Below are 20,461 nucleotides of genomic sequence, written 5' to 3' on the forward strand. Positions count from 1 at the left end.
CGGGCAGAAAGGCGGCGCGCATGACTTACGAGACCATCCTGTTCGAGGCGACGGACGGCGTTGCCCGGATTACGCTCAACCGGCCCGACCGACTCAACAGCTTCACCCGCGCCATGCATGCGGAGTTGCGCGACGCGCTGGCCAAGCTTGGTGAGGCCAGAGTGGTAATCCTGACCGGCGCGGGGCGCGGTTTCTGCGCGGGGCAGGACCTTAACGACCGGGCGGTGAGTGCAGATGCGGGGCCGACCGACCTTGGATCGACCGTCGAAGAATGCTGGAACCCGCTCGTCCGGACGATCGCCGCCTTGCCGCAGCCGGTCATCGCCAAGGTCAATGGCGTCGCCGCCGGCGCTGGTGCCAGCATCGCGCTGGCCTGCGACATCGTCATCGCCGCCTCGACCGCGAAATTCATCCAGAGCTTTTCCGCACTCGGCCTCGTACCCGATACGGGCGGCAGCTGGCACCTCACCCGCCACTTGGGCCAGGCGCGGGCGATGGGCCTGGCGCTGACCGGCGAACCGCTGGACGCCGAAAAGGCTGCCGAATGGGGCCTGATCTGGAAATGTGTAGGCGGCGAATGGCTCGATGCCGAAGTCGACCAGCTGGCGACCAAGCTGGCGTCGCTGCCCCCGCTCGGCCTTGCCGCGATCAAGTCGATGGTCCGCACCAGCTGGGACCGCAGTCTCGATGAGGAGCTCGACCTGCAGCGCGACGAAATGCGCCGCCTCGGCTACACCGACGATTATCGCGAAGGCGTCGCCGCTTTCCTCGAAAAGCGGCCCGCGACCTTCAAGGGCCGCTAGGACAGCAGGAACAGCAATGCCACCCCGCTCATGACGGCGGTCGAGGCCCAGCCGAGCGCCTTTAAAATCGGCGATATGGTAAGTCTGCCCATCACCTTGGGGTTCGACGCCAGCAGCATCAGCAGCAGCATCAACGGCGGCGCGAGCAGGCCGTTGACCACTGCCGTCCAGTAGAGCGCCTTCATCGGATCGATTCCGATCAAGTTTAGCGCCACCCCGCCGATCGTCGCGACCATGATGACGGCGTAGAAACCCTTGGCCTCCCCCGGCTTCTTGTCCAGCCCCTCGCACCAGCCCATCGTTTCGCTGACCGCATAGGCAGCGCTGCCTGCCAGTACCGGGATCGCGAGCAGGCCAGTGCCGATGATGCCGCACGCGAACAGCGCGAACGCGAGGTCGCCCGCGACCGGCCGCAGCGCCTCCGCTGCCTGCGCCGCCGATTGAATGTCGGTCACGCCGCTCTGGTGAAGCGTTGCTGCCGTCGCCAGCACGATCGCCAACGCCACGCCGTGTGAAAAGGCCATGCCGACCAGCGTGTCGGTACGGATCTGCTTCAAGGAGCGCTGCGAGCGGGCGAGGCCGAGGCGACGCAGCGGGCTGGTGTGATGGGCGTGCTGTTCCTCCACCTCTTGCCCGGCCTGCCAAAAGAAAAGATAGGGACTGATGGTCGTTCCGAACACCGCGACCAGCGCCATCGCCTCTTCGCGGGTGAAGGAGAAGCTGGGAACGACGAGGTCGTGCAGCGCCAGCGGCCAATCGACCTTGGCGACCAGCAGCACACCGACATAGGCGAAAAGCGACAGCGTCGCCCATTTTAGGAGGTGCGCATAGCGGGCATAGCTGATCCAGATTTCCAGCCCCGCGCAAAGGAGGCCGAACGCCAAGGTGAAGGCGATCGCGGGGCCGGGCACCAGCATTGCCACAACCGCCCCCATGGCGCCAAGATCGGCGCCGAGATTGATGATGTTGGCGACCAGCAGCAGCAGCACCGCGCCCTGCAGGACCGCGCGCGGGTAATGGTCTTTCAGGTTGGCGGCGATGCCCTTGCCCGTGACCGCCCCCACCTCGCCGCAGATCAGCTGCGTCGCTGCCAGGAACGGATAGGCGAAGGGCATGGTCCAGCCGAGCTTGTAGCCGAACTCCGCGCCGACCTGGCTGTAGGTACCGATGCCGCTGGGGTCGTCGTCCGCCGCGCCGGTGACCAGCCCGGGGCCGAGGACTTCGAAGACCGATCGTTTTTCCTTCGCCTTGCGCTCGGTCATGGTCGCTCCTCGCCCGCCGACATGGCTGCCACCGCAAAAGGGCTTGGGCAAGTGGGCCCGCAGTCGTAAGCAGCGTGCCATGAAGACCCAGCAGCTGTTGAACTATGCCCGCGACCAATGGATCGCCGGCAGCGGAACCCTCGCCGACATTCATAGCGCGATCGACGGATCGCTCGTCACCCGCACCGGCAGCGGCGGGCTCGATTTCGGCGCGATGCTCGACCATGCGCGGACCGTCGGCGGCCCGGCGCTGCGCAAGATGACGTTCCATGAGCGGGCGCGGATGCTGAAGGGGCTCGGCCTCGCGATCATGGAACGCAAGGAAGAGCTTTACGCGCTCAACCCGCTAACCGGTGCGACGCGCAAGGACGGCTGGATCGATATCGAGGGCGGGGCGATGACGCTGCTCAGCTTCTCGTCCAAGGGGCGTCGCGAACTGCCCGACGCGCATGTGCTGCTCGACGGCGAACTCGAACAGCTCAGCAAGGGCGGCAGCTTCGTCGGCCAGCATATCTACACGCCGCTGCAGGGCGCGGCGGTGCATATCAACGCGTTCAATTTCCCGGTTTGGGGGATGCTGGAAAAGCTGGCACCGACGCTGCTCGCGGGTGTTCCGGCGATCGTGAAGCCCGCGACCTCGACCGCTTATCTGTGCGAAGCGGCATTCCGGGTGATGATCGACACCGGGCTGCTTCCCGACGGTGCGGTGCAGTTGATCGTCGGCGGAGTCGGCGACCTGTTCGATCATCTGACCGGGCAGGATGTGGTCAGCTTCACCGGCTCCGCCTCGACCGCCGCCAAGCTGCGCAACCACCCGACCCTATTGCGCGAAAGCGTCCGCTTCGTCGCCGAACAGGACAGCCTCAACGCCTCGCTGCTCGGCCCCGACGCCGCGCCGGGCACGCCCGAATTCGACCTTTTCGTGAAAGAGGTGGTCAATGAAATGACGGTCAAGGCGGGGCAGAAGTGCACCGCCATCCGCCGCGCCATGGCGCCCGCCCAGCATCTCGACGCGGTCGAGGCGGCGATCCGCGACAGGCTCGCGACCATGACCGTTGGCGACCCGCGCGAGGACGGCAGCCGCGTCGGTGCGCTGGTGTCATGCAGTCAGCGCGAAGATGTCCGCGGCCAGATCAAGAAACTCGTCGCCGCCGGTGCGCGCGTCGTGGCTGGGGAGCCCGACAAGGACATCGGCATCGAAGGCGGGGCCTTCATGACCCCCACCCTGCTGCGCGCCGACGATCCGTGGGGCGCCAGCGCGGTCCACGACGTCGAAGCATTCGGCCCGGTCAGCACCATCATGCCCTACAGGGACATGGCCGACGCCATCGCGCTCGCCAATCGCGGCATGGGCAGCCTCGCGTTGTCGCTGTTCACCTATTCAGCGGACGCGGCACGTGAGTTCATCCAGGGCGCCGCCGCCTTCCACGGCCGCATGCTCGTTCTCAACCGCGACAACGCGAAGGAATCGACCGGCCATGGCAGCCCCCTGCCCGTCCTTGTCCACGGCGGACCCGGCCGCGCCGGCGGCAGCGAGGAAATGGGCGGCATCCGCGGGGTGAAGCATTACATGCAGCGCACCGCGATCCAGTCGACGCCGACCATGATCGCCGCGATCAGCGAGCAATATATTCCTGGCGGGCCGAAATGCTTCCTCGACGCCCACCCCTTCCGCAAGCGGATGAGCGAGCTCAACATCGGCGACACGCTCAAGACCAAGAGCCGCACCGTCACTATCGAGGACATCGAGCATTTCGCCCATTTCACCGGCGACACTTTCTACGCCCATATGGACGAGGAAGCGGCCAAGGCATCGCCGATCTTCGAAGGGCGGGTCGCGCACGGCTACCTGATTCTGAGCTTTGCCGCCGGCCTGTTCGTCGATCCCGATCCCGGCCCCGTCCTGGCCAACACCGGGCTTGAGAATCTCCGCTTCCTGACCCCACTTTATCCGGGCGACAGCATGCGGGTCGAACTCACCGTCCGTTCGAAATCGCTCAAGAGCGAGGAAACCGGCGTCGTTCGCTGGGCGGTCGAGATCTTCAACCAGAAGGACGAACTGGTCGCGACCTACGACCTCCTGACCGAGAACGTGCCCTAGGAACCGGAACGCGACTCTAGCGCCATTCGTTGATGCACCGTTCCAATTCAAAAGGGAGAGCGGGCATGGCCCAGATTCGCGACTTGATGACCAGCAATATTGAAACGCTTGGCCCGGACGCCACGGCGCAGGAAGCGGCCACCGCGATGCGGCGCGCCGATACCGGCTCGATCCCGGTGGTCGAGGGAAATCGCGTGGTCGGCCTGATCACCGACCGCGATATCGCCATCAGGGCGGTTGCCGAAGGTCGCGGACCCGATTGTTCGATACGCGACCTGATGAGCGCCGACCCGGTCTGCGCCTATGAAAGCGACGACGTCGAGTCCATCGCGCAGCGGATGGCCGAAGCGCAGGTACGTCGCCTACCGGTGGTCGACCAGAATGAGCAATTGATCGGCATGATCAGCCTCGGCGACCTGAGCCGCGAAGGCAAGGAGCAGGCCGCGTCCGAAGCGCTGCAGGGCGTATCGGCCGACACCAACGCGCTGCTCGACGCCTGACCACATTCCACCTGCAAACAAAAAGGCCCGGGAAGCGATTCCCGGGCCTTGTTGCGTTCGGCACGCTGATGAGCGCGGCTTAGAGCCCGGCGATGGCCTGGTCGACCAGAGCCTTATCCGATTTGGCGTCGGACTGCTCCGCGATGAGCTTCGCAGCGGCAGCGGTCGCGGCGCGGGCGGTACGGGCGCGAAGTTCGTCGACGGCGGCGCGTTCTTCCGCCGCAATCTTGGCTTCCGCCATCGCCTGGCGGCGTTCGACCAGCGCCTTGGCGTCGACTTCGGCCTTGGCGACGATGGCTTCGGCGTCGGTCTTGGCGCGGGCGAGCATCGCCTGCGCTTCCTCGCCGGCGGCCTGCGCCTTGGCTTCATATTCGGCCTTCAGCGCTTCGGCATCCTTGCGCAGCGATTCGGCTTCCGCCAGCTGCTCGCGAATGGCGTCGATCTTCTTGTCGAGGCTCTTGCCGATCGCGCCCGGCACCTTCTTCCAGATGAGAAGAACGATAACCAAGGTCATCGCGAAGGCGACGACGAACGGCGCGGTCGCAAAGCCGGCGATCGACGGTTCGGCGTGATGCCCTTCAGCGGGCACTTCGACGTGCGTGGTGGGCTCAGCCATTGGCCAGTTCCTTGGTCACGGCAGCCTTGGCCGCCGCTTCGGTGACGTTGAGGCCCGACACGCGGGCGACCAGCGCCTGCGCAGCATCGGCAGCAACGCCTTCGATTTCGGCCAGCGCGGCGGCGCGGGCTTCGGCGATCTTGGCGGTCGCCTTGTCGATCTTGGTGGCGATCGCCTTGTCGGCCTTGGCCACCGACTTTTCGGTCGCCTTGGCGGCTTCGGCCTTGGCGTCGGCAGCGGCCTTGGCCGCTTCGGCGCGCGCCTTGTCCATCGCCGCGCGATAATCTTCCTCCAGCGCGTCGGCATGCTGCCGGGCGCTTTCGGCGACCTTGAGGTCGGCTGCGATCTTGGCATCGCGCTCGTCGACCGTCTTCTGGATCTTGGGCAGCATGCCCATCCCGATGACGGTGAAAATCAAGCCGAAGAAGATCGCCAGCCAGAATAGCTGCGATGCGTAGACTTCACCCAGTTGGGCAATCTGCGGCATGGCCGACCCCTAAAGTCCTGTCAGTTCGTGATCTGCGAATTCGAAGCGGTTAGGCGACGAACAGCAGGATCATGGCAACGACGAACGCCAGCAGGCCGAGAAGTTCGGCGGCGGCGAAGCCGATGAAGAGGCGGCCCTGCTGGCCGTCAGCGGCCGCCGGGTTGCGCAGCGCGCTTTCGAGGAACGAGCCGAAAACGTTGCCGACGCCGATGGCGGCCATGCCGACACCGATGGCAGCCAGACCGGCACCGAGAAGCTTCGCAGCAGTTGCGTCCATGTTCAAAACTCCCTTGGGTAACTGTTAAAACGCTTAGTGAAGGTTGATCGCGTCGTTGAGGTACAGCGACGTGAGCAAGGCGAAAACATAGGCCTGGATGGCACTCACCAGGATTTCGAGCAGGGTGATGCCGATCATCAGCGCGAAGCTGAGGAACGACACGACCGGACCCAGCACCGACGCCGAATTGGCGCCGTTGATGACGAAACCGGCAAGCACTTCCATCAGGATGTGACCGGCGGTGATGGCGACGAACAGTCGCAGGCCGAGGCTGAACGGGCGCATCAGGAAACTGATGAGCTCGATCGGCGCGATCGCGGCGGCCATCGGGCCTTTCACGCCGTGCGGCACGAACAGGCTGAAGAAGTGGAAGCCATGCTTGGCGAAGCCGACGATCAGCACGATCGCGAAGGTCGCGAGCGCAAGGACGCCGGTGATGGTGAGGTGGCTGGTGACCGCAAACGGGTGCGCCCCGACCAGCGCCACCGGCAGCATGCCGAGCAGGTTGGCGAACAGGATGAACATGAACAGCGAGAAGACCCACGGCGTGAACTTGCGTCCGGCCGGGCCGATGTTGGTGTCCATCAAATTGGTGATGAAGCCGGTGAAGCCTTCGACGGCCATCTGCCAGCGGCCCGGAACCAGGTCGCGCTTCATGCCGCCGAGCATGAACAGCCAGATGGCAAGGAAGGTCAGCGCCATCCACAGCGCCGAGTTGGTGAAGGCGATATTGTGACCGGCAACGGTCCAGTCCTGACCGAACAGCGGTTCGATCTTGAACTGGTGCATCGGATCGATTTTGCCCGATTCTGCGGCCACTATCTTGTCCCTCTAGTCCAAACGCCCGGACGGCCTCAGGGCCGCCGGTTCACCAGCTTGAAGATGCTCCAGAAGGCGCCGACGACCCCAAGGACCATCATCACCACCAGAAGCACATGCCCCGTTCCCAGCCAGCGGTCGAACAGCCAGCCGAACAAAGCACCGCCCAGAAGGCCGCCGAGCAAGGTCGAAAGCACGCGGTTGCCGAGCTGTTCGCTCGCATCCGCCTTTGGTGCTTCGCCCTTTCGTTCCGCTTCCTTCGCCTGCACTCTCGCGAGCCGCTCTTCGAGCGAATCGAGCCGTGCATCCTGCGGAGACTGCGGAACCTGCCCGGTCTCGTCTTCAGCCATGGTCCGTCTCCTCATGCTAAGCGCCAACCCGTTGAAAAGCTGGGCGCGAAGGGTGTGGAACATGGCGGCCGACAAGCCCGCCAAGGCGCCGCCCCTTTATGAAGGGGGCGGTTCCAAGTCAACCGCTGTCGCGCCCTGAAACGGGCTTATTGGGTGCAATAGGCCGGGACCGGTGCCGCCTGCCCTGCGTCGCGGCGGCGCCAGCCGCCCGACTGGGTGAAATAAAGCTCGCCAATCGCAACACGCGAGAGCGTCGTGCAAGCGGCCGTAAGTCCCACTTCCTGTGGCGACACGCCCTTGCGTGCTGCGAGCGACGAATAGAGCGAACGACGCTTGATGTTGATGGCCGCGACTTGCCGACGGACGCTATCGCCGGGGTCGCCGACGATCCCCAGATAGCCGTCGAACCGCTCGCCGACCGTGCCACCGCTGCGCGCCGCCGCCACCGGGTCCTGCGCATGGCCCGATACCGCGGTCGCTGCCGCCGTCGCGGCCAACGCCACCCAGATGATTCGCGTCACTGTTTGGGCGCCTGTTGCGGGAATGCGTCGGGATTCTGGTTGATCAGGTCCTCGACGTCCTTCTGCAGTCGGACGACCACTTCCTGGCGGATGGTGACGTTGAGGTTGATTTCGATCGGCTTGTCCGGCGTGTCGACGCTGATGCAGCCGGCCAGCGGCACGGCAAGGCTCGCGGCGCCGGCGAAGGCGATCAATCGTTGGCGGGTCATCGGCTTCTCCCTCATGGGTTGGGTTTCGGCTTGGTGGATACATCGACCTTCTGGTCGACCGGGGTCTGGGTCTGCTGCTGGCTTTCTTCGCGGCGGCGGGTTTCGACGACGATGCCGGGCACCTCGTCGAGCGGGCGCGGCAGCGCCGGGCTGATGACGTCGGTCGCGTCGTTGAAGCTCTTGGCGGTCGCGATCAGGGCACGGAAGGGCCCCTTGATGCTGACGTTGAACTTGAACGGGATCTTGTTGACCGACTTCAGGAAGCGCTGCGTGCTGGTGTTGCCCAGCCCGACCTGGTCAATTGTCAGCCGCGTCGCGAACTCGCCGTCGAGATAGCCGTCGAGGCGGATGATCATCGACTTGAAGCGAAGGTCGCGCAATGCGTCGAACGCCAGCCCTCCGAACATGCCCAGGTTCGCGCGATTGACGACGCCGTTGTAAGACAGCGTGCCCCCGTCCTCGCGGCTGTCGAGGCGCCCGCCGACGATCCGACCGCCTTCGTCATCGAAGATCATCGGCAGCACGCCGTCGAAGATGCCGGTCGCCTGGATTTCCTTGAAGCCCATCGAATCGACGAACTGCTTGGCGTCGAGCCCGACCACTTCGAAGGTCAGTCGCTTGGGCGCGTCGCGGCCGAAGTTGAGGATGGTTTCCTGCAAAATCAGGCGCCCGCCCATGAACGGCCATTCGCCGCGTTCGATCTTGACGAGGTTCTCCGGCAGCAGCTGGTAACGCACGACGCCGTCTTCGACGAGGATACCCGGGTTGACCGATTCCAGTGTCAGCGTCTGGCCCGGATCGGTGGTTAGACCGAGCAGGTCGCTGAAATGGATGGTGCCCTTCATCCCGGTCACCGGACCGAATGGCGCCGCGAAATTGAGGTTGCCGGTCGTGAAGTCGCCGGTCGACACGACCTTTCCGTCTCCGTTCCACGCAATGTGTCCCTGTCCGCTGACAGTGCCCACGACCAGCGCGACCACACCTTCGGTCAGGCGGGTCAATTCTTCCGGCTGCAGGCCCTTTCCGAAATTGATGCCGGGCACGTCGAGGCGGGCGCTGCCGTCGCCGCTGCGCAGATTGTGGTCGATTACCACGTTGCTGACCAATGCACCGCTGTACGGATGCTTAAGGCCGCCGGTAGCGTGAATCTTGGAATTTGCCAGCGAGAAGCGGACATTGTCGCTACGCAGCGGATAGAATTTTGGCGGATCCGCAGCGTCCGACAGGGTGAGCCCGCCGTCGATGTCGAGGTCGCCATTGTGCACCCGCCAGTTCCCGGACGCGTCGCTGACCTTCAACGGTACCTTGCCGATCAGCGCGTCGGCGCCGCTGAACCGGCCGTTGGTGCCGGACCCGGCGAAGCGGCCGCTGACGCTGGCCGCGTTGATCAGCACGGGCGCGTCGGGCTTGCCCATCCGCACCTTGGCCCGATCGATCAGGAAGCCGCTGCCGATCGCGAAGCGCGCCCTGGTCGCATCAAGTGCGAACGGCGAATTGCCGAGGCGACCGCGCAAGGCCACCGGCCCGCGGGAGGCGAGCGAGACTGCCAACTGGCCGCCTGCGCCCTTGCGGACGATCGCTCCGTCGGTCGCGCAAAGCGGCACCCGGCTGGGCCCAAGACGCAGCGATCCGGCCTGCAAACTTGTGAAGCGCGCGTCGATGCAGCCTTCACCGAAGCGCAGCGCACCGCCCCGCCCGAAACGCCCCTGAATCGGTAGCCGCAGCCCGGTGATCCGCCCACCGTCAAACGGCCCGTCCACGACCGCAACGGTGCTGACGTCGGTCCAGCCGTCGCGGCGACCCGCGAAGCGCACGGGAGCCAAGGCCAGACGTGCGCTGCCGGCCGAATAGGGCGCGATGTCGGCGGTACCATTCAACGGCGCGCCGCTACGCGATTGGGACAGGCGCACACCGGCGGTCGGAAGACCGCCGCCCCGCGTTTCGACCATGCCGTCAATGCGCAAGCGACTGTCGGGCCAATAATAGGTGATTCCGTCGCCGCCACTGACGCGGATGGACGCGCCGCTCGTGGTCGTGGCGTCGGCACGCTCGATGCGGACACCGCCGCCGCCGCGCCCGTTGACGAGGCGCAGGCTGCCGCTGGCATCGACGCTGCGTGCGGCGCGATCGACGCCGACGGCTATGGCGCGCAAGATCGGCGTCAACGGCGTCCCGCCGATCGAACGGAGCGGGTCGGTAATCGTCGCGACCAGGCCCGAGCGGATCGCGACGCGCTCGACGCGATAATCGCTGACCAGTGCCAGCCTGCCCTTTGTCGCATCGAGGCGGTAGCGGCCGTCGAGCCGGGTACGCTGGGACAGGACGTCGCCCAGTCGCGCCTGCTGCGCTGCCAAGTCGACACCACCTGCTAGATCGGGCGGCCGGCCGGCAAAGGTCAGGTTGGAGATGACGCCGGACAGACCATTGTCGCCGGCAGTCGCCGCGGCCAGCGACATGCGGGCCTTGCCCTTCACCTGGTCGAACGCCTCGGCGAAGTTGGCATCGAGTTCGACCCGCGGCTGGACGAACGCAAGGCGGCTGGACGGGCAAGCGAAGCGCTGTGCGGCGACAGGCCCTTTAACGTCGGGCCGCCGGGCCGTAACGCCGATCGCGACATAGGCACGCACGACGTCGATCGAACATGCGCCCATTCGCAGAGCGGGCGCCGACGCGGCCAGCCGTCCCTTGAACCCGCCTGAAAGATTTCCCCGCCCTTCCAGCGCGAAGCCGACGGGGCCGTAGGGGCTGCGCAGTGCGATGGTCGAGTCCTTGAGATCGACCGACAGGTTGGGCAGCGTGAACGGCTTGCCGCTGGGCGGCGGGAGCAGCTTGTCGATGTCGCCGAACGTGACCTTGCGCCCGACCACCGCAGCATTCAGGCGCACACCGCGCGCCGCGACCCGATAGACCTGCACGCTGCCGTCGACCTTGATCCGGATCTGCACCACCGCTTTGCGGACGGTAAGGTCGGGATGGGCCGGATCGCCGATGACGAGGTTGCTGATTTCCTGCGTCCTGAGGCCGACCCGGTCGAGCGTGTAGGTGGCGCGAACGCCCCGCTTGGCCATTTCGTCAGCCAGAATGCGATTGGCGATGGGCTTGCGCGACAGCCAGGCCACGGTGGCAGCCGCAAGGATGACGGCGAGCAAAGCGACGAAGACCCAGCCGACGACGCGGGCGGTGCGCGACGCGCGCGTCCGCGCGGCTTCCGGCGGAGATGCCGATAATCGTCCGCCATCCTCGTTGCGCCACGCCACCATCGGCTGATTAACCCGTCGCGTTGAAAGCCGTTCCACCAACGACATGAACAGCCGTTGCATGATGCCGTCGCCTTGCCTAGCCTCGACGACGCTCGGTCAACGCCTCGTCAAGGGGAGGAGTGGCATTTGGCCGACCAATCGACCGGCGCATCCGGTCACCGCGCGCGTTTGCGCCAGCGCCTGTTCGACGGCGGCGGAACGGCGCTGCTCGATCACGAACTGGTCGAATATCTGCTGGCGCTGGCCATCCCGCGGCGCGACACCAAGGAACAGGCAAGGCAGCTAATCGCCCGGTTCGGCGGCATCGGCCCGCTTCTGGGCGCGGACGCGGAGGTCCTCAGGCGCGAAGGCCTGACCGACGGCGTGATCGGCGCCTTGAAGATCGCCGAAGCGACCGCGCTGCGCCTGCTGGAGACCCGCGTCGAAGGGCGCCCGATACTGTCCAGCTGGGATGCGCTGGGCGACTATCTGCAGGCGGCGATGGGTCATTCGGCGGTCGAGGAAGTGCGCATCCTGTTCCTCAATGCCCGCAACATGCTCATCGCCAACGAGGCAATGTGGCGGGGCAGCGTCGACGAGGCTTCGGTCCATGTCCGCGAAGTCATCGCCCGCGCGATCGCCCTTGGCGCGACCGCGATCATCATCGTCCACAATCACCCCAGCGGCGACCCGTCACCGAGCCAACAGGACATCCGCCTGACCCGCGACCTGATTGACGCGGGCCGCCATATGAAGATCATGGTCCACGACCATGTCATCGTCGGCAGCCAGGGCCGGTCGAGCATGAAGGCGATGGGACTGATCTAAGGGGGGGTAGAGTGGACGTCGCATTACATGCGGTTGGGCAGGCGATGAGCTGGGCCGTGGGTGCGGCGACCGTTTGGGCGCTGTTGTTTTGGTTGGCCAAGTCCAATGCGGGCATGTGGAGCCAAGTGGCGGCGCGCTATTCCGGCGTGTCGCGGGAAGCCCGCGTTGGCCGTAAAGTCCCGGAGACGATTGTCATTGCCGAGCGCGGCCCGGCCGACCGGACCTGGGTCGCGAGACTGCGCTACCGCCAATATGCCACAACTATCCTGTCGGTGCATGATGACGGTATCGCCCTCACCCAAATCCCGCCGTTCGGCGCCTTCTGCAGGCCGCTGTTCCTGCCGTTCGTCGAGATGGAGCTGGCACCCACCGACTGGATGCTGTGGCGCGAGCCAATGGCGATCCGGATGCATGAATTGCCGACGACCGACATCATCTTGGGCCGTGATACGATCCGCTGGATTCGCAGCCAGACGGACGTGTTCCCTTTTGGCTTGGACTAGGCCTGTCAGGCCCGCTGAGCGCGACCCGTACGTGCCGGAAGCAGCTTGAGCTTTCGGGCTGCATAGACCGGCACGATCACCGACAGGGCGATGCCGCCGAGCGAACAGGCCGCCAGGTAGATCGCCATGGCCGTACCGCCCGAGGTGTAGACGCCGTAGAGCACCGGCGCGGCAAGGACGAAGCCGCGAACCTCGTTCGCCACGATCGCGAAAATGCCTGCTTTCACGAGCCAGGTGCCAAGCATCGAGAGAAATTCGGTCATGGCGACTCGTTTAGCCGAAATGGGTTAGCGAACCGTTGATGCCGTCGGATTGCCCTTGACGCCCACCCCTGCTAGCGGCGCGGCCATGGTTCCTCGCTATTCCCGCCCCGCCATGACCGCCATCTGGTCCGCCGAAAACCGCTACCGCATTTGGTGGGCGATCGAAGTCTTTGCCGCCGAAGCGATGGGCAAGATCGGCATGATCCCGGCCGACGACGCCGCGACCATCCGCAAGGCCTATGACGCCAATGTGCTGGGCGAAATCGATGTCCCAGCAATCGACGCGATCGAGGCGGTGACCAAGCATGACGTCATCGCCTTCCTTACCTGGGCGGGCGAGAAATTGGGGCCGGAACGGCGCTGGCTGCACCAGGGCATGACGTCGAGCGACGTGCTCGACACCAGCCTTGCGGTCCAGCTGAAGCAAAGCGCCGACCTGCTGCTCGAAGACATCGACGCGCTGCTCGAAGTGTTGAAGCGCCGCGCTTACGAACATAAGCTGACCCCGACCATCGGCCGCAGCCACGGCATCCATGCCGAACCGGTGACCTTCGGCCTCAAGCTGGCGCAGGCCTATGCAGAGTTCGACCGCAACCGCGCCCGCCTGAAGGCCGCGCGTGACGACATCGCCACTTGCGCCATCTCGGGCGCTGTCGGCACCTTCGCCAACATCGACCCGGCGATCGAGGAGCATGTCGCCAAGGAACTGGGCCTGACGCCGGAACCGACCAGCACGCAGGTAATCCCGCGCGACCGGCACGCCCATTTCTTCGCCATCCTCGGTGTCATCGCCAGTTCGATCGAGCGGCTCGCCGTCGAGGTGCGCCACCTGCAGCGCACCGAGGTGCTCGAGGCCGAGGAATATTTCTCCCCTGGCCAGAAGGGCTCGTCGGCGATGCCGCACAAGCGCAACCCTGTGCTGACCGAAAACCTCACCGGCCTCGCCCGCGTCGTGCGCAGCGCGGTGGTCCCGGCGATGGAGAATGTCGCGCTGTGGCATGAGCGCGATATTTCACATTCGTCGGTCGAGCGTTTCATCGGCCCCGACGCTTGCATCACGCTCGACTTCGCGCTGGCCCGCCTCACCGGCGTCATCGACAAACTCTTGGTCTATCCCGACCGGATGCAGCGAAACATGGATCGAATGGGCGGGCTCATCCATTCTCAGCGCGTGCTCCTCGCCCTTACTCAAGCCGGTCTAAGCCGCGAAGACAGCTATGCGCTGGTCCAGCGCAACGCCATGAAGGTGTGGGAGAGCGACGGCCAACTCCAGCTGCTCGACCTGCTAAAGGCCGACCCGCAGGTGACCGACAAGCTCGGCGTCGAGCAGCTCGAAGACTTGTTCGATCTCGGCTATCACCTCAAGCGAGTGGACACGATCTTCGGACGCGTGTTCGGGGCTTGAGCGCCCGCGCCTATCTTCGCGCATTGACGCGCGACGCGCACGACCGGGTAGACGCGCTGTTTACCGACCATGATTTGTCCAACCCAGATCATTACCGCCGCTTCCTGACCGTCCAGGCGGCCGCCTATCTGCCCATCGAGGCCGCGCTCGACGCGGCCGGGGTGCATCGATTGATCGACGATTGGGCGGAGCGACGGCGCGGCGACCTGCTTCGCGCCGACCTCGCCAACCTTGGCATGGACGTGCCGGAGCCGGTCTTGCCGCCGCGGCTCGCCGATGACGCGGCCATTGCGGGAGCGGCCTACGTCCTCGAGGGTTCAAGGCTGGGCGGTGCCCTGCTAAAGCGGCAACTGTTGCCAGATGTCCCCCAGCAATTCCTAAATGCGCCTGCAGCGCACGGCGCTTGGGCGCAATTCGTTGCGGCCGTTGAACGAATTCTTTATTCGGACGTTCGTCAGGAGTCGGCGGGGAAGGCAGCCATCGCAACCTTTGCATGTTTCGAAGAAGCGGCCCGATCGCGAGTGTAGGTGGTGAGTTGATGAATTGGACCGATCCGCAACAGTCGGTGGACCTTACCAATTGCGACCGCGAACCGATCCACCTACTCGGCGCAATCCAGCCGATCGGATTTCTGCTCGCCGTTTCGACCGATTGGATCATTTCCCGCGCGTCGGCCAATATCGAACAGTTCTTCGGCCGCAGCCATGACTCGCTGATCGGCCGTCCGGCGTCCGAAATCATCACCGGCGACGCCATCCACGCGCTTCGCAATCGGCTCGCGCTCCTGCGCGGCGCCGATGCGGTCGAGCGCCTTTTCCGCTGCGCACTGGCTGGCGACGACAAATATTACGACGTCGCGATCCACACATCTGGCGCCCATGTCATCATCGAGGGCGAACCGTCGACTGAGCATAATTACGGCGATGCCACCGGCACCGTCCGCGGCATGATCGGTCGGCTCGACAGTGCGGCCACCCTTAGCGCTTTTTTCAACGAGGGTGCCCGCCAGGTTCGCGCATTGACCGGGTTCGACCGGGTAATGGTCTACAAGTTCGACCAGGACGGCAGCGGCGAGGTCGTGTCCGAAAGCGCCAAGAGCGGGATCGGCAGTTTCCTTGGCCTCCATTATCCCGCCACGGATATCCCCAAGCAAGCGCGCGAATTGTACAAGCGCAACCTGCTGCGCGTTATCACCGATATCGACGCGGAGCCGGTGCCGATCCTTCCCGTCCTCGACGAACTCAAACAGCCGATCGACCTGTCACTGTCCGTGCTCCGATCGGTCTCTCCGATCCACATCGAATATCTGCGCAACATGGGCGTGCGCGCGTCGATGTCGGTATCGATCATCGTCGCCGGGGAATTGTGGGGTCTGGTCGCTTGTCACCACTACAGCCCGCGCTGTCCCAGCTTCGAACGGCGGTCGGTGGCCGAGCTGTTCGCACAGATGTTCGCGATGCGGATCGAAAGTCGCGAGCGGCAGGAAGTGGTCGAATATGAGCGACGCGCCCGTGACATCTCGGACCAGCTGCTCGGGGCGGTCGCGAGCGACGATACGCTCCTCCGCGATCCCAATTGGCTGAGCGAAATCCTGACCAATGCCATCCCCGCCGACGGCGTCGGTGTCTGGATCAACGGCAATTATGCCTTTTCGGGGCAGACGCCCGATACCCCCGGTTTCGCCGAACTCGTGCAGAAGCTTTACGGAACGGCTGCTGGCCGCGTGTTCGCCACCGACCGCATTGCCGATCTGGTGCCGGGTGCCGGCCGGTATGCCAGCAAGGCGGCCGGGATGCTGGCGATCCCGATCAGTCGCACCCCGCGCGACTATGTCGTGCTGTTCCGGCAGGAGATCATCCGCTCGGTCCGCTGGGCCGGCGATCCGCACAAGCCCGTCGAATTGGGCCCCAACGGCCCGCGCCTTACCCCCCGCCAGAGCTTTGAAGAGTGGAAGGAGCTGGTCGAGGGCCGTTCGACGCGCTTCACGCCGTCCGAACTGCGCGTCGCCGAAACGCTGCGCGCCACCCTTATCGAAGTCGTCCTGCGCATGTCGGACGAGGCCAGCCTCGAACGGCAGGCGGCAAGCGATCGGCAGGAATTGCTGATCGCCGAACTTAACCACCGCGTACGCAATATCCTGTCGCTGATCCGCGGACTCATTCGCCAGTCGCGGCCCGAAGAGGGCACGCCCATCGAGGATTTCGTCAAGACCATCGACCAGCGCGTCCATGCGCTCGCCCGAGCACACAACCAGATCACCGACGACCACTGGGGCCCGGCACCGCTGAAAGCGCTGATCGACGCCGAAGCGGCGGCCTTCCTGACGACCCAGAAGGACCGCATATCGACGCAGGGCAAGCCGGTACTGCTCAATCCTCAGGCCTATTCGACCATTGCGCTGGTCATTCACGAGTTGGTCACGAACAGTGCCAAATATGGCGGCCTCAGCGACAGCGGACGGGTCGACATCAGTTGGCAAAAGGACAACGTCGGCGCCCTGGTCATCGAATGGACAGAACATGACGGACCGACGGTGAAGCCGCCGACCCGGAAGGGCTTCGGCACTACCATCATCGAACACAGCGTTCCTTATGACCTGGGTGGTAGTGCCGACGTCGATTTCGATCCGGAAGGCCTGAAAGCCCGCTTCGTCATTCCGGCAAGGCATATCGCCGATACGCCGCTAACCGAAATGCCCTCGATCACCGCAGCGCCGCTGCCGCAGACTCACGTACCCGTGAATAGCGATCTGCTGCTCGAACAAAGGATCCTGCTGGTCGAAGACAGCCTAATTATCGCGCTGGATGCCGAGGACATTCTGAAGCGCTTGGGTGCGAAAGCCGTCTTTACCGACGCCACGGTCGCCGGCGCAATTTCGACCATCGAGACGGAACGGCCGACGATGGCCGTCCTCGATATCAACCTGGGCGACGCCAACAGCTTCCCGATCGCCGATCGGTTGAACGATCTCGGAATCCCGTTCCTGTTCGCGACCGGTTACGGCGAGCAGTCGAAGCTGCCTGAACGCCACATGTCACGAATCGTTATCCAGAAGCCCTACACGCTGGCGACGATGACCCGCCGCCTGCCCGAGTTGTTCGACGACACGCACAACGCCTAGGCGTCGAAGAATTCCTTCAGCCGACTGAAGAAGCCCTTCGAGGCGGGGCATTCGTCCCCGGTCTCGGTCTCGCGGAATTGTTCGAGGATCGCCTTCTGCTCCTTGCTGAGCTTGGTCGGCGTTTCGACCAGGATGCGCACCATCATGTCGCCGCGGCCGCGACCATTGATGATGCTCATTCCCGCCCCGCGATGGCGCAGCGTTTCGCCCGACTGGATGCCGGCCGGGATCTTGATGTCGATCTTTTCGCCGTCGATGCCGGGAATGGCGATGTTGCCGCCCAGCGCCGCAGCGGTGAAGCTGATGGGCGCTTCCGCAATCAGCGTCGTGCCGTCGCGCTGGAAAATGGCGTGGCGCTTCAAATGAACGAACAGGTAGAGGTCGCCTGCCGCCGCGCCGCGCACCCCGGCCTCGCCTTCACCGGCAACGCGGATGCGAGTGCCTTCGTCGACGCCGGCCGGGATATTGACGCTGAGCTTGCGGTTCTTGAGCGCACGCCCTTCACCGTCGCAGGTCGGGCAAGGATCGGCGACCGTTTCGCCCGACCCGCCGCACGACGGACAACCGCGTTCGACCACGAAAAAGCCTTGCTGCGCGCGGACCTTGCCCGCCCCGCCGCAGGTGCCGCAGGTCTTGGGTGCGCTATTGCCCTTCGATCCCGTCGCATTGCAGCTTTCACAGCCGGCCAGCGCCTGCACGGCGATGGTCTTTTCGACGCCCTGGAACGCCTCTTCCAGCGTCAGTTCGAGGTCGTAACGTAGGTCGCTGCCGCGGGCCGCGCTCTGGCGCTGGGCGCGCGGGTCCATGAATTCGCCGAAAATCGACGAGAAAATATCGGAAAAGCCTTCGAAGCCCTGGCCTTGCCCGAACGGGTTGCCCCCGCCCCCGCCCTGCTGGAAGGCGGCATGGCCGAACCGGTCGTACGCCGCGCGCTTCTGCGGGTCCTTGAGGCAGTCATAGGCCTCGTTCAGCGCCTTGAACTTGGCTTCCTTGTCCGTGCAGCCGCCATGCCGGTCGGGATGGCAGTCCATCGCGGCTTTGCGGAAGGCAGCCTTGATCGTCTTGTCGTCGGCGCCGCGATCGACGCCGAGCAGTTCATAATAATCGGTTTGAGTGGCCATCAGCGGTCATCCCCACGCATGACAAGCGGCACCGGCCGTTTCCAGCCGATGCCGCGATTTGCCATGACCCTTAGGCCTTCTTGTCTTCGTCGACTTCCGAAAATTCGGCGTCGACCACTTCTTCCTCGGCCGGCTTGGCGTCGGCTTCCGCGCTCTGCGTGGTCGCGTCGGCACCTTCGGCCTGCGTCTTCTCGTAGATCGCCTGGCCCATCTTCATCGCCGACTGCGCCAACGCTTCCGACTTGGCCTTGATCGCGTCGAGGTCGTCGCCTTCCGCCGCCGTCTTGGCTTCGGCCAGCAGGCCCTCGATCTCGCTCTTCAGCGAGGCGTCGATCTTGTCGCCATGCTCTTTCAGCTGCTGTTCGGTGGTGTGGATCAGGCTCTGCGCCTGGTTCTTGGCTTCCACACCCTCGCGGCGCTTCTTGTCCTCTTCGGCGAACTGCTCGGCTTCCTTGACCATCTTGTCGATGTCGGCGTCCGAAAGACCGCCCGAGGCCTGGATGCGAATCTGCTGTTCCTTGCCGGTGCCCTTGTCCTTGGCACTGACATTAACGAGCCCGTTGGCATCGATGTCGAAGGTGACTTCGATCTGCGGCACGCCGCGCGGCGCCGGCGGAATGCCGACGAGGTCGAACTGGCCGAGGATCTTGTTGTCCGCAGCCATTTCGCGCTCGCCCTGGAAGACGCGGATGGTCACCGCATTCTGGTTGTCGTCCGCGGTCGAGAAAGTCTGGCTCTTCTTGGTCGGAATGGTCGTGTTGCGGTCGATCATCCGGGTGAAGACACCGCCCAGCGTTTCGATGCCGAGCGACAGCGGCGTCACGTCGAGCAGCAGCACGTCCTTCACATCGCCCTGCAGCACGCCAGCCTGAATCGCCGCGCCCATGGCGACGACTTCGTCCGGGTTGACGCCGGTGTGCGGGTCCTTGCCGAAGAACGACTTCACGACTTCGCGCACCTTGGGCATGCGGGTCATGCCGCCGACCAGCACGACATCGTCGATCTTCGACGCGTCGATGCCGGCGTCCTTCAGCGCCTTCTTGCACGGCTCAAGCGTGCGCTTGATGAGGTCGTCGACCATCTTTTCAAGGTCGGCGCGGGTAATGGTTTCGACGAGGTGCAGCGGCGTCGTCGCCCCGCCTTCCATGCGCGCGGTGATGAACGGCTGGTTGATTTCGGTGGTCGCGGCGCTCGACAGTTCGATCTTCGCCTTTTCCGCCGCTTCCTTGAGGCGCTGCAGCGCAAGGCGATCGGTCTTGAGGTCGATGCCTTCCTTCGCCTTGAACTTGTCGGCGAGATATTCGACGATCTTGGCGTCGAAGTCTTCGCCGCCGAGGAAGGTGTCGCCATTGGTCGACTTCACTTCGAACACGCCGTCGCCGATCTCGAGGATCGACACGTCGAAGGTGCCGCCGCCAAGGTCATAAACCGCGATGGTCTTGCCGTCGTTCTTGTCTAGGCCATAGGCGAGCGCAGCCGCAGTCGGCTCGTTGATGATGCGCAGCACTTCAAGACCCGCGATTTGGCCGGCGTCCTTGGTCGCCTGACGCTGCGCGTCGTTGAAGTAAGCCGGAACGGTGATGACCGCCTGGGTGACGGTTTCGCCGAGATAGGCCTCGGCGGTTTCCTTCATCTTCTGCAGCGTGAAGGCGCTGATCTGCGACGGCGAATAATCCTTGCCGCCGGCTTCGACCCACGCATCGCCGTTCTGGCCCTTGACGATCTTGTAGGGCACCAATTCGGTGTCCTTCTTGGTAATCGGATCGTCGAAGCGGCGGCCGATCAGGCGCTTCACCGCGAAAATGGTGTTGTCGGGGTTGGTGACCGCCTGGCGCTTGGCCGGCTGGCCGATCAGGCGCTCGCCATCCTTGGTGAAGGCGACGACCGACGGGGTGGTGCGCGCGCCTTCGCTATTTTCAATGACCTTCGGCGCGCCGCCTTCCATCACGGCGACGCAGCTGTTGGTCGTACCCAGATCGATCCCGATCACTTTTGCCATAACTTATGCCCTCTAAATGCCCTCTGGCCCGCGCGTT

Annotated in this window: 20 protein-coding genes; 8 read left to right on the forward strand and 12 right to left on the reverse strand. The window is 64.7% G+C overall.

The genetic code is table 11. From position 1 onward, the window contains the following. Window positions 1–20: 20 nt before the first annotated feature. On the forward strand, window positions 21–803 hold the full coding sequence (gene paaG / locus G570_RS11680; protein WP_037502541.1) for a 2-(1,2-epoxy-1,2-dihydrophenyl)acetyl-CoA isomerase PaaG: 783 nt from the start codon (window positions 21–23) through the stop codon (window positions 801–803). On the opposite strand, the gene G570_RS11685 is transcribed toward paaG, so the two are convergent. Further along, complete coding sequence (locus G570_RS11685; protein ID WP_037502543.1) at window positions 800–2,065, reverse strand: NRAMP family divalent metal transporter; 1,266 nt, start codon at window positions 2,063–2,065, stop codon at window positions 800–802. The two genes, paaG and G570_RS11685, sit on opposite strands and share 4 nt — an antisense overlap. A 79-nt stretch (window positions 2,066–2,144) precedes the next feature. On the opposite strand from G570_RS11685, the gene paaZ reads away from it, so the two are divergent. Both paaZ and G570_RS11695 read left to right on the forward strand, forming a co-directional pair. Further along, window positions 2,145–4,166 (forward strand): phenylacetic acid degradation bifunctional protein PaaZ, encoded by a 2,022-nt coding sequence (paaZ, locus tag G570_RS11690; RefSeq protein WP_037502546.1) that lies wholly within the window; start codon window positions 2,145–2,147, stop codon window positions 4,164–4,166. A 65-nt stretch (window positions 4,167–4,231) separates the two neighbouring features. Then, complete coding sequence (locus G570_RS11695; protein ID WP_037502549.1) at window positions 4,232–4,666, forward strand: CBS domain-containing protein; 435 nt, start codon at window positions 4,232–4,234, stop codon at window positions 4,664–4,666. A gap of 79 nt (window positions 4,667–4,745) precedes the next feature. Here the strand turns inward: G570_RS11695 and G570_RS11700 are convergent, their stop codons facing one another. From G570_RS11700 to G570_RS11735, 8 genes are all read right to left on the reverse strand, one after another. Then, on the reverse strand, window positions 4,746–5,282 hold the full coding sequence (locus tag G570_RS11700) for a F0F1 ATP synthase subunit B family protein (RefSeq protein WP_037502552.1): 537 nt from the start codon (window positions 5,280–5,282) through the stop codon (window positions 4,746–4,748). Beyond that, a complete protein-coding gene (locus G570_RS11705) occupies window positions 5,275–5,769 on the reverse strand; it encodes a F0F1 ATP synthase subunit B family protein (protein WP_037502555.1) in 495 nt (164 codons plus the stop codon). Before G570_RS11705 ends, G570_RS11700 begins: the two co-directional genes overlap by 8 nt. A 49-nt stretch (window positions 5,770–5,818) precedes the next feature. After that, window positions 5,819–6,046: a F0F1 ATP synthase subunit C gene (locus G570_RS11710; protein WP_037502558.1), complete on the reverse strand. Its 228-nt coding sequence runs from the start codon at window positions 6,044–6,046 to the stop codon at window positions 5,819–5,821. Between the two features lie 33 nt (window positions 6,047–6,079). Next, window positions 6,080–6,865, reverse strand: coding sequence for a F0F1 ATP synthase subunit A (locus tag G570_RS11715; protein WP_037502561.1), 786 nt, complete (start codon window positions 6,863–6,865; stop codon window positions 6,080–6,082). A 35-nt stretch (window positions 6,866–6,900) separates the two neighbouring features. Next, window positions 6,901–7,215 carry an AtpZ/AtpI family protein gene (locus tag G570_RS11720; RefSeq protein ID WP_037502564.1) on the reverse strand — a complete coding sequence of 105 codons (315 nt, stop codon included), beginning with the start codon at window positions 7,213–7,215 and terminating at the stop codon, window positions 6,901–6,903. Window positions 7,216–7,361: 146 nt separating this feature from the next. After that, window positions 7,362–7,736, reverse strand: a complete 375-nt coding sequence (locus G570_RS11725; RefSeq protein ID WP_051504399.1) for a YdbL family probable chaperone protein — start codon at window positions 7,734–7,736, stop codon at window positions 7,362–7,364. Continuing rightward, a complete protein-coding gene (locus G570_RS11730) occupies window positions 7,733–7,945 on the reverse strand; it encodes a YnbE family lipoprotein (protein WP_051504591.1) in 213 nt (70 codons plus the stop codon). The genes G570_RS11725 and G570_RS11730 overlap by 4 nt, the downstream gene beginning before the upstream one ends. 11 nt (window positions 7,946–7,956) lie before the next feature. Then, window positions 7,957–11,265, reverse strand: coding sequence for an intermembrane phospholipid transport protein YdbH family protein (locus G570_RS11735; protein WP_084607690.1), 3,309 nt, complete (start codon window positions 11,263–11,265; stop codon window positions 7,957–7,959). Window positions 11,266–11,331: 66 nt separating this feature from the next. Between G570_RS11735 and radC the strand changes: the two genes are divergently transcribed. Continuing rightward, window positions 11,332–12,012, forward strand: a complete 681-nt coding sequence (gene radC, locus G570_RS11740; RefSeq protein WP_037502570.1) for a RadC family protein — start codon at window positions 11,332–11,334, stop codon at window positions 12,010–12,012. A gap of 44 nt (window positions 12,013–12,056) precedes the next feature. Next, on the forward strand, window positions 12,057–12,515 hold the full coding sequence (locus G570_RS11745; RefSeq protein WP_037502573.1) for a hypothetical protein: 459 nt from the start codon (window positions 12,057–12,059) through the stop codon (window positions 12,513–12,515). A 5-nt stretch (window positions 12,516–12,520) separates the two neighbouring features. Here the strand turns inward: G570_RS11745 and G570_RS11750 are convergent, their stop codons facing one another. Continuing rightward, a complete protein-coding gene (locus G570_RS11750; protein WP_037502575.1) occupies window positions 12,521–12,778 on the reverse strand; it encodes a hypothetical protein in 258 nt (85 codons plus the stop codon). An 85-nt stretch (window positions 12,779–12,863) separates the two neighbouring features. On the opposite strand from G570_RS11750, the gene purB reads away from it, so the two are divergent. Genes purB through G570_RS11765 form a run of 3 tightly spaced genes read left to right on the forward strand, consistent with a single transcriptional unit; the run spans window position 12,864 to window position 17,304 of the window. Then, window positions 12,864–14,183: an adenylosuccinate lyase gene (gene purB / locus G570_RS11755; RefSeq protein ID WP_084607691.1), complete on the forward strand. Its 1,320-nt coding sequence runs from the start codon at window positions 12,864–12,866 to the stop codon at window positions 14,181–14,183. Then, the gene (locus G570_RS11760) at window positions 14,180–14,710 is read left to right on the forward strand and encodes a biliverdin-producing heme oxygenase (RefSeq protein ID WP_037502581.1); all 531 of its coding nucleotides are present in this window, start codon (window positions 14,180–14,182) and stop codon (window positions 14,708–14,710) included. The genes purB and G570_RS11760 overlap by 4 nt, the downstream gene beginning before the upstream one ends. An 11-nt stretch (window positions 14,711–14,721) precedes the next feature. Then, entirely contained in the window at window positions 14,722–17,304 is a 2,583-nt protein-coding gene (locus tag G570_RS11765; RefSeq protein ID WP_037504161.1) for an HWE histidine kinase domain-containing protein, read from the forward strand. Here G570_RS11765 and dnaJ read toward each other — a convergent pair. Next, on the reverse strand, window positions 17,301–18,425 hold the full coding sequence (gene dnaJ, locus G570_RS11770) for a molecular chaperone DnaJ (RefSeq protein WP_037502584.1): 1,125 nt from the start codon (window positions 18,423–18,425) through the stop codon (window positions 17,301–17,303). The genes G570_RS11765 and dnaJ overlap by 4 nt on opposite strands. A gap of 70 nt (window positions 18,426–18,495) precedes the next feature. Next, complete coding sequence (gene dnaK / locus G570_RS11775) at window positions 18,496–20,424, reverse strand: molecular chaperone DnaK (protein WP_037502586.1); 1,929 nt, start codon at window positions 20,422–20,424, stop codon at window positions 18,496–18,498. Window positions 20,425–20,461: the final 37 nt, after the last annotated feature.

It is taken from the genome of Sphingomonas jaspsi DSM 18422, from assembly GCF_000585415.1.
GTDB lineage: Bacteria > Pseudomonadota > Alphaproteobacteria > Sphingomonadales > Sphingomonadaceae > Sphingomicrobium > Sphingomicrobium jaspsi.

Bases quoted from the DNA above. Each gene is read 5' to 3' on its own strand.
- G570_RS11705 (WP_037502555.1), bottom strand. From the start codon at position 5,769: ATGCCGCAGATTGCCCAACTGGGTGAAGTCTACGCATCGCAGCTATTC.
- paaZ (WP_037502546.1), top strand. From the start codon at position 2,145: ATGAAGACCCAGCAGCTGTTGAACTATGCCCGCGACCAATGGATCGCC.
- paaG (WP_037502541.1), top strand. From the start codon at position 21: ATGACTTACGAGACCATCCTGTTCGAGGCGACGGACGGCGTTGCCCGG.
- G570_RS11685 (WP_037502543.1), bottom strand. From the start codon at position 2,065: ATGACCGAGCGCAAGGCGAAGGAAAAACGATCGGTCTTCGAAGTCCTC.
- G570_RS11750 (WP_037502575.1), bottom strand. From the start codon at position 12,778: ATGACCGAATTTCTCTCGATGCTTGGCACCTGGCTCGTGAAAGCAGGC.
- G570_RS11710 (WP_037502558.1), bottom strand. From the start codon at position 6,046: ATGGACGCAACTGCTGCGAAGCTTCTCGGTGCCGGTCTGGCTGCCATC.
- G570_RS11735 (WP_084607690.1), bottom strand. From the start codon at position 11,265: ATGCAACGGCTGTTCATGTCGTTGGTGGAACGGCTTTCAACGCGACGG.
- G570_RS11720 (WP_037502564.1), bottom strand. From the start codon at position 7,215: ATGGCTGAAGACGAGACCGGGCAGGTTCCGCAGTCTCCGCAGGATGCA.
- dnaJ (WP_037502584.1), bottom strand. From the start codon at position 18,425: ATGGCCACTCAAACCGATTATTATGAACTGCTCGGCGTCGATCGCGGC.
- G570_RS11730 (WP_051504591.1), bottom strand. From the start codon at position 7,945: ATGACCCGCCAACGATTGATCGCCTTCGCCGGCGCCGCGAGCCTTGCC.
- dnaK (WP_037502586.1), bottom strand. From the start codon at position 20,424: ATGGCAAAAGTGATCGGGATCGATCTGGGTACGACCAACAGCTGCGTC.
- purB (WP_084607691.1), top strand. From the start codon at position 12,864: ATGGTTCCTCGCTATTCCCGCCCCGCCATGACCGCCATCTGGTCCGCC.
- G570_RS11765 (WP_037504161.1), top strand. From the start codon at position 14,722: ATGAATTGGACCGATCCGCAACAGTCGGTGGACCTTACCAATTGCGAC.
- G570_RS11745 (WP_037502573.1), top strand. From the start codon at position 12,057: ATGAGCTGGGCCGTGGGTGCGGCGACCGTTTGGGCGCTGTTGTTTTGG.
- G570_RS11700 (WP_037502552.1), bottom strand. From the start codon at position 5,282: ATGGCTGAGCCCACCACGCACGTCGAAGTGCCCGCTGAAGGGCATCAC.
- G570_RS11695 (WP_037502549.1), top strand. From the start codon at position 4,232: ATGGCCCAGATTCGCGACTTGATGACCAGCAATATTGAAACGCTTGGC.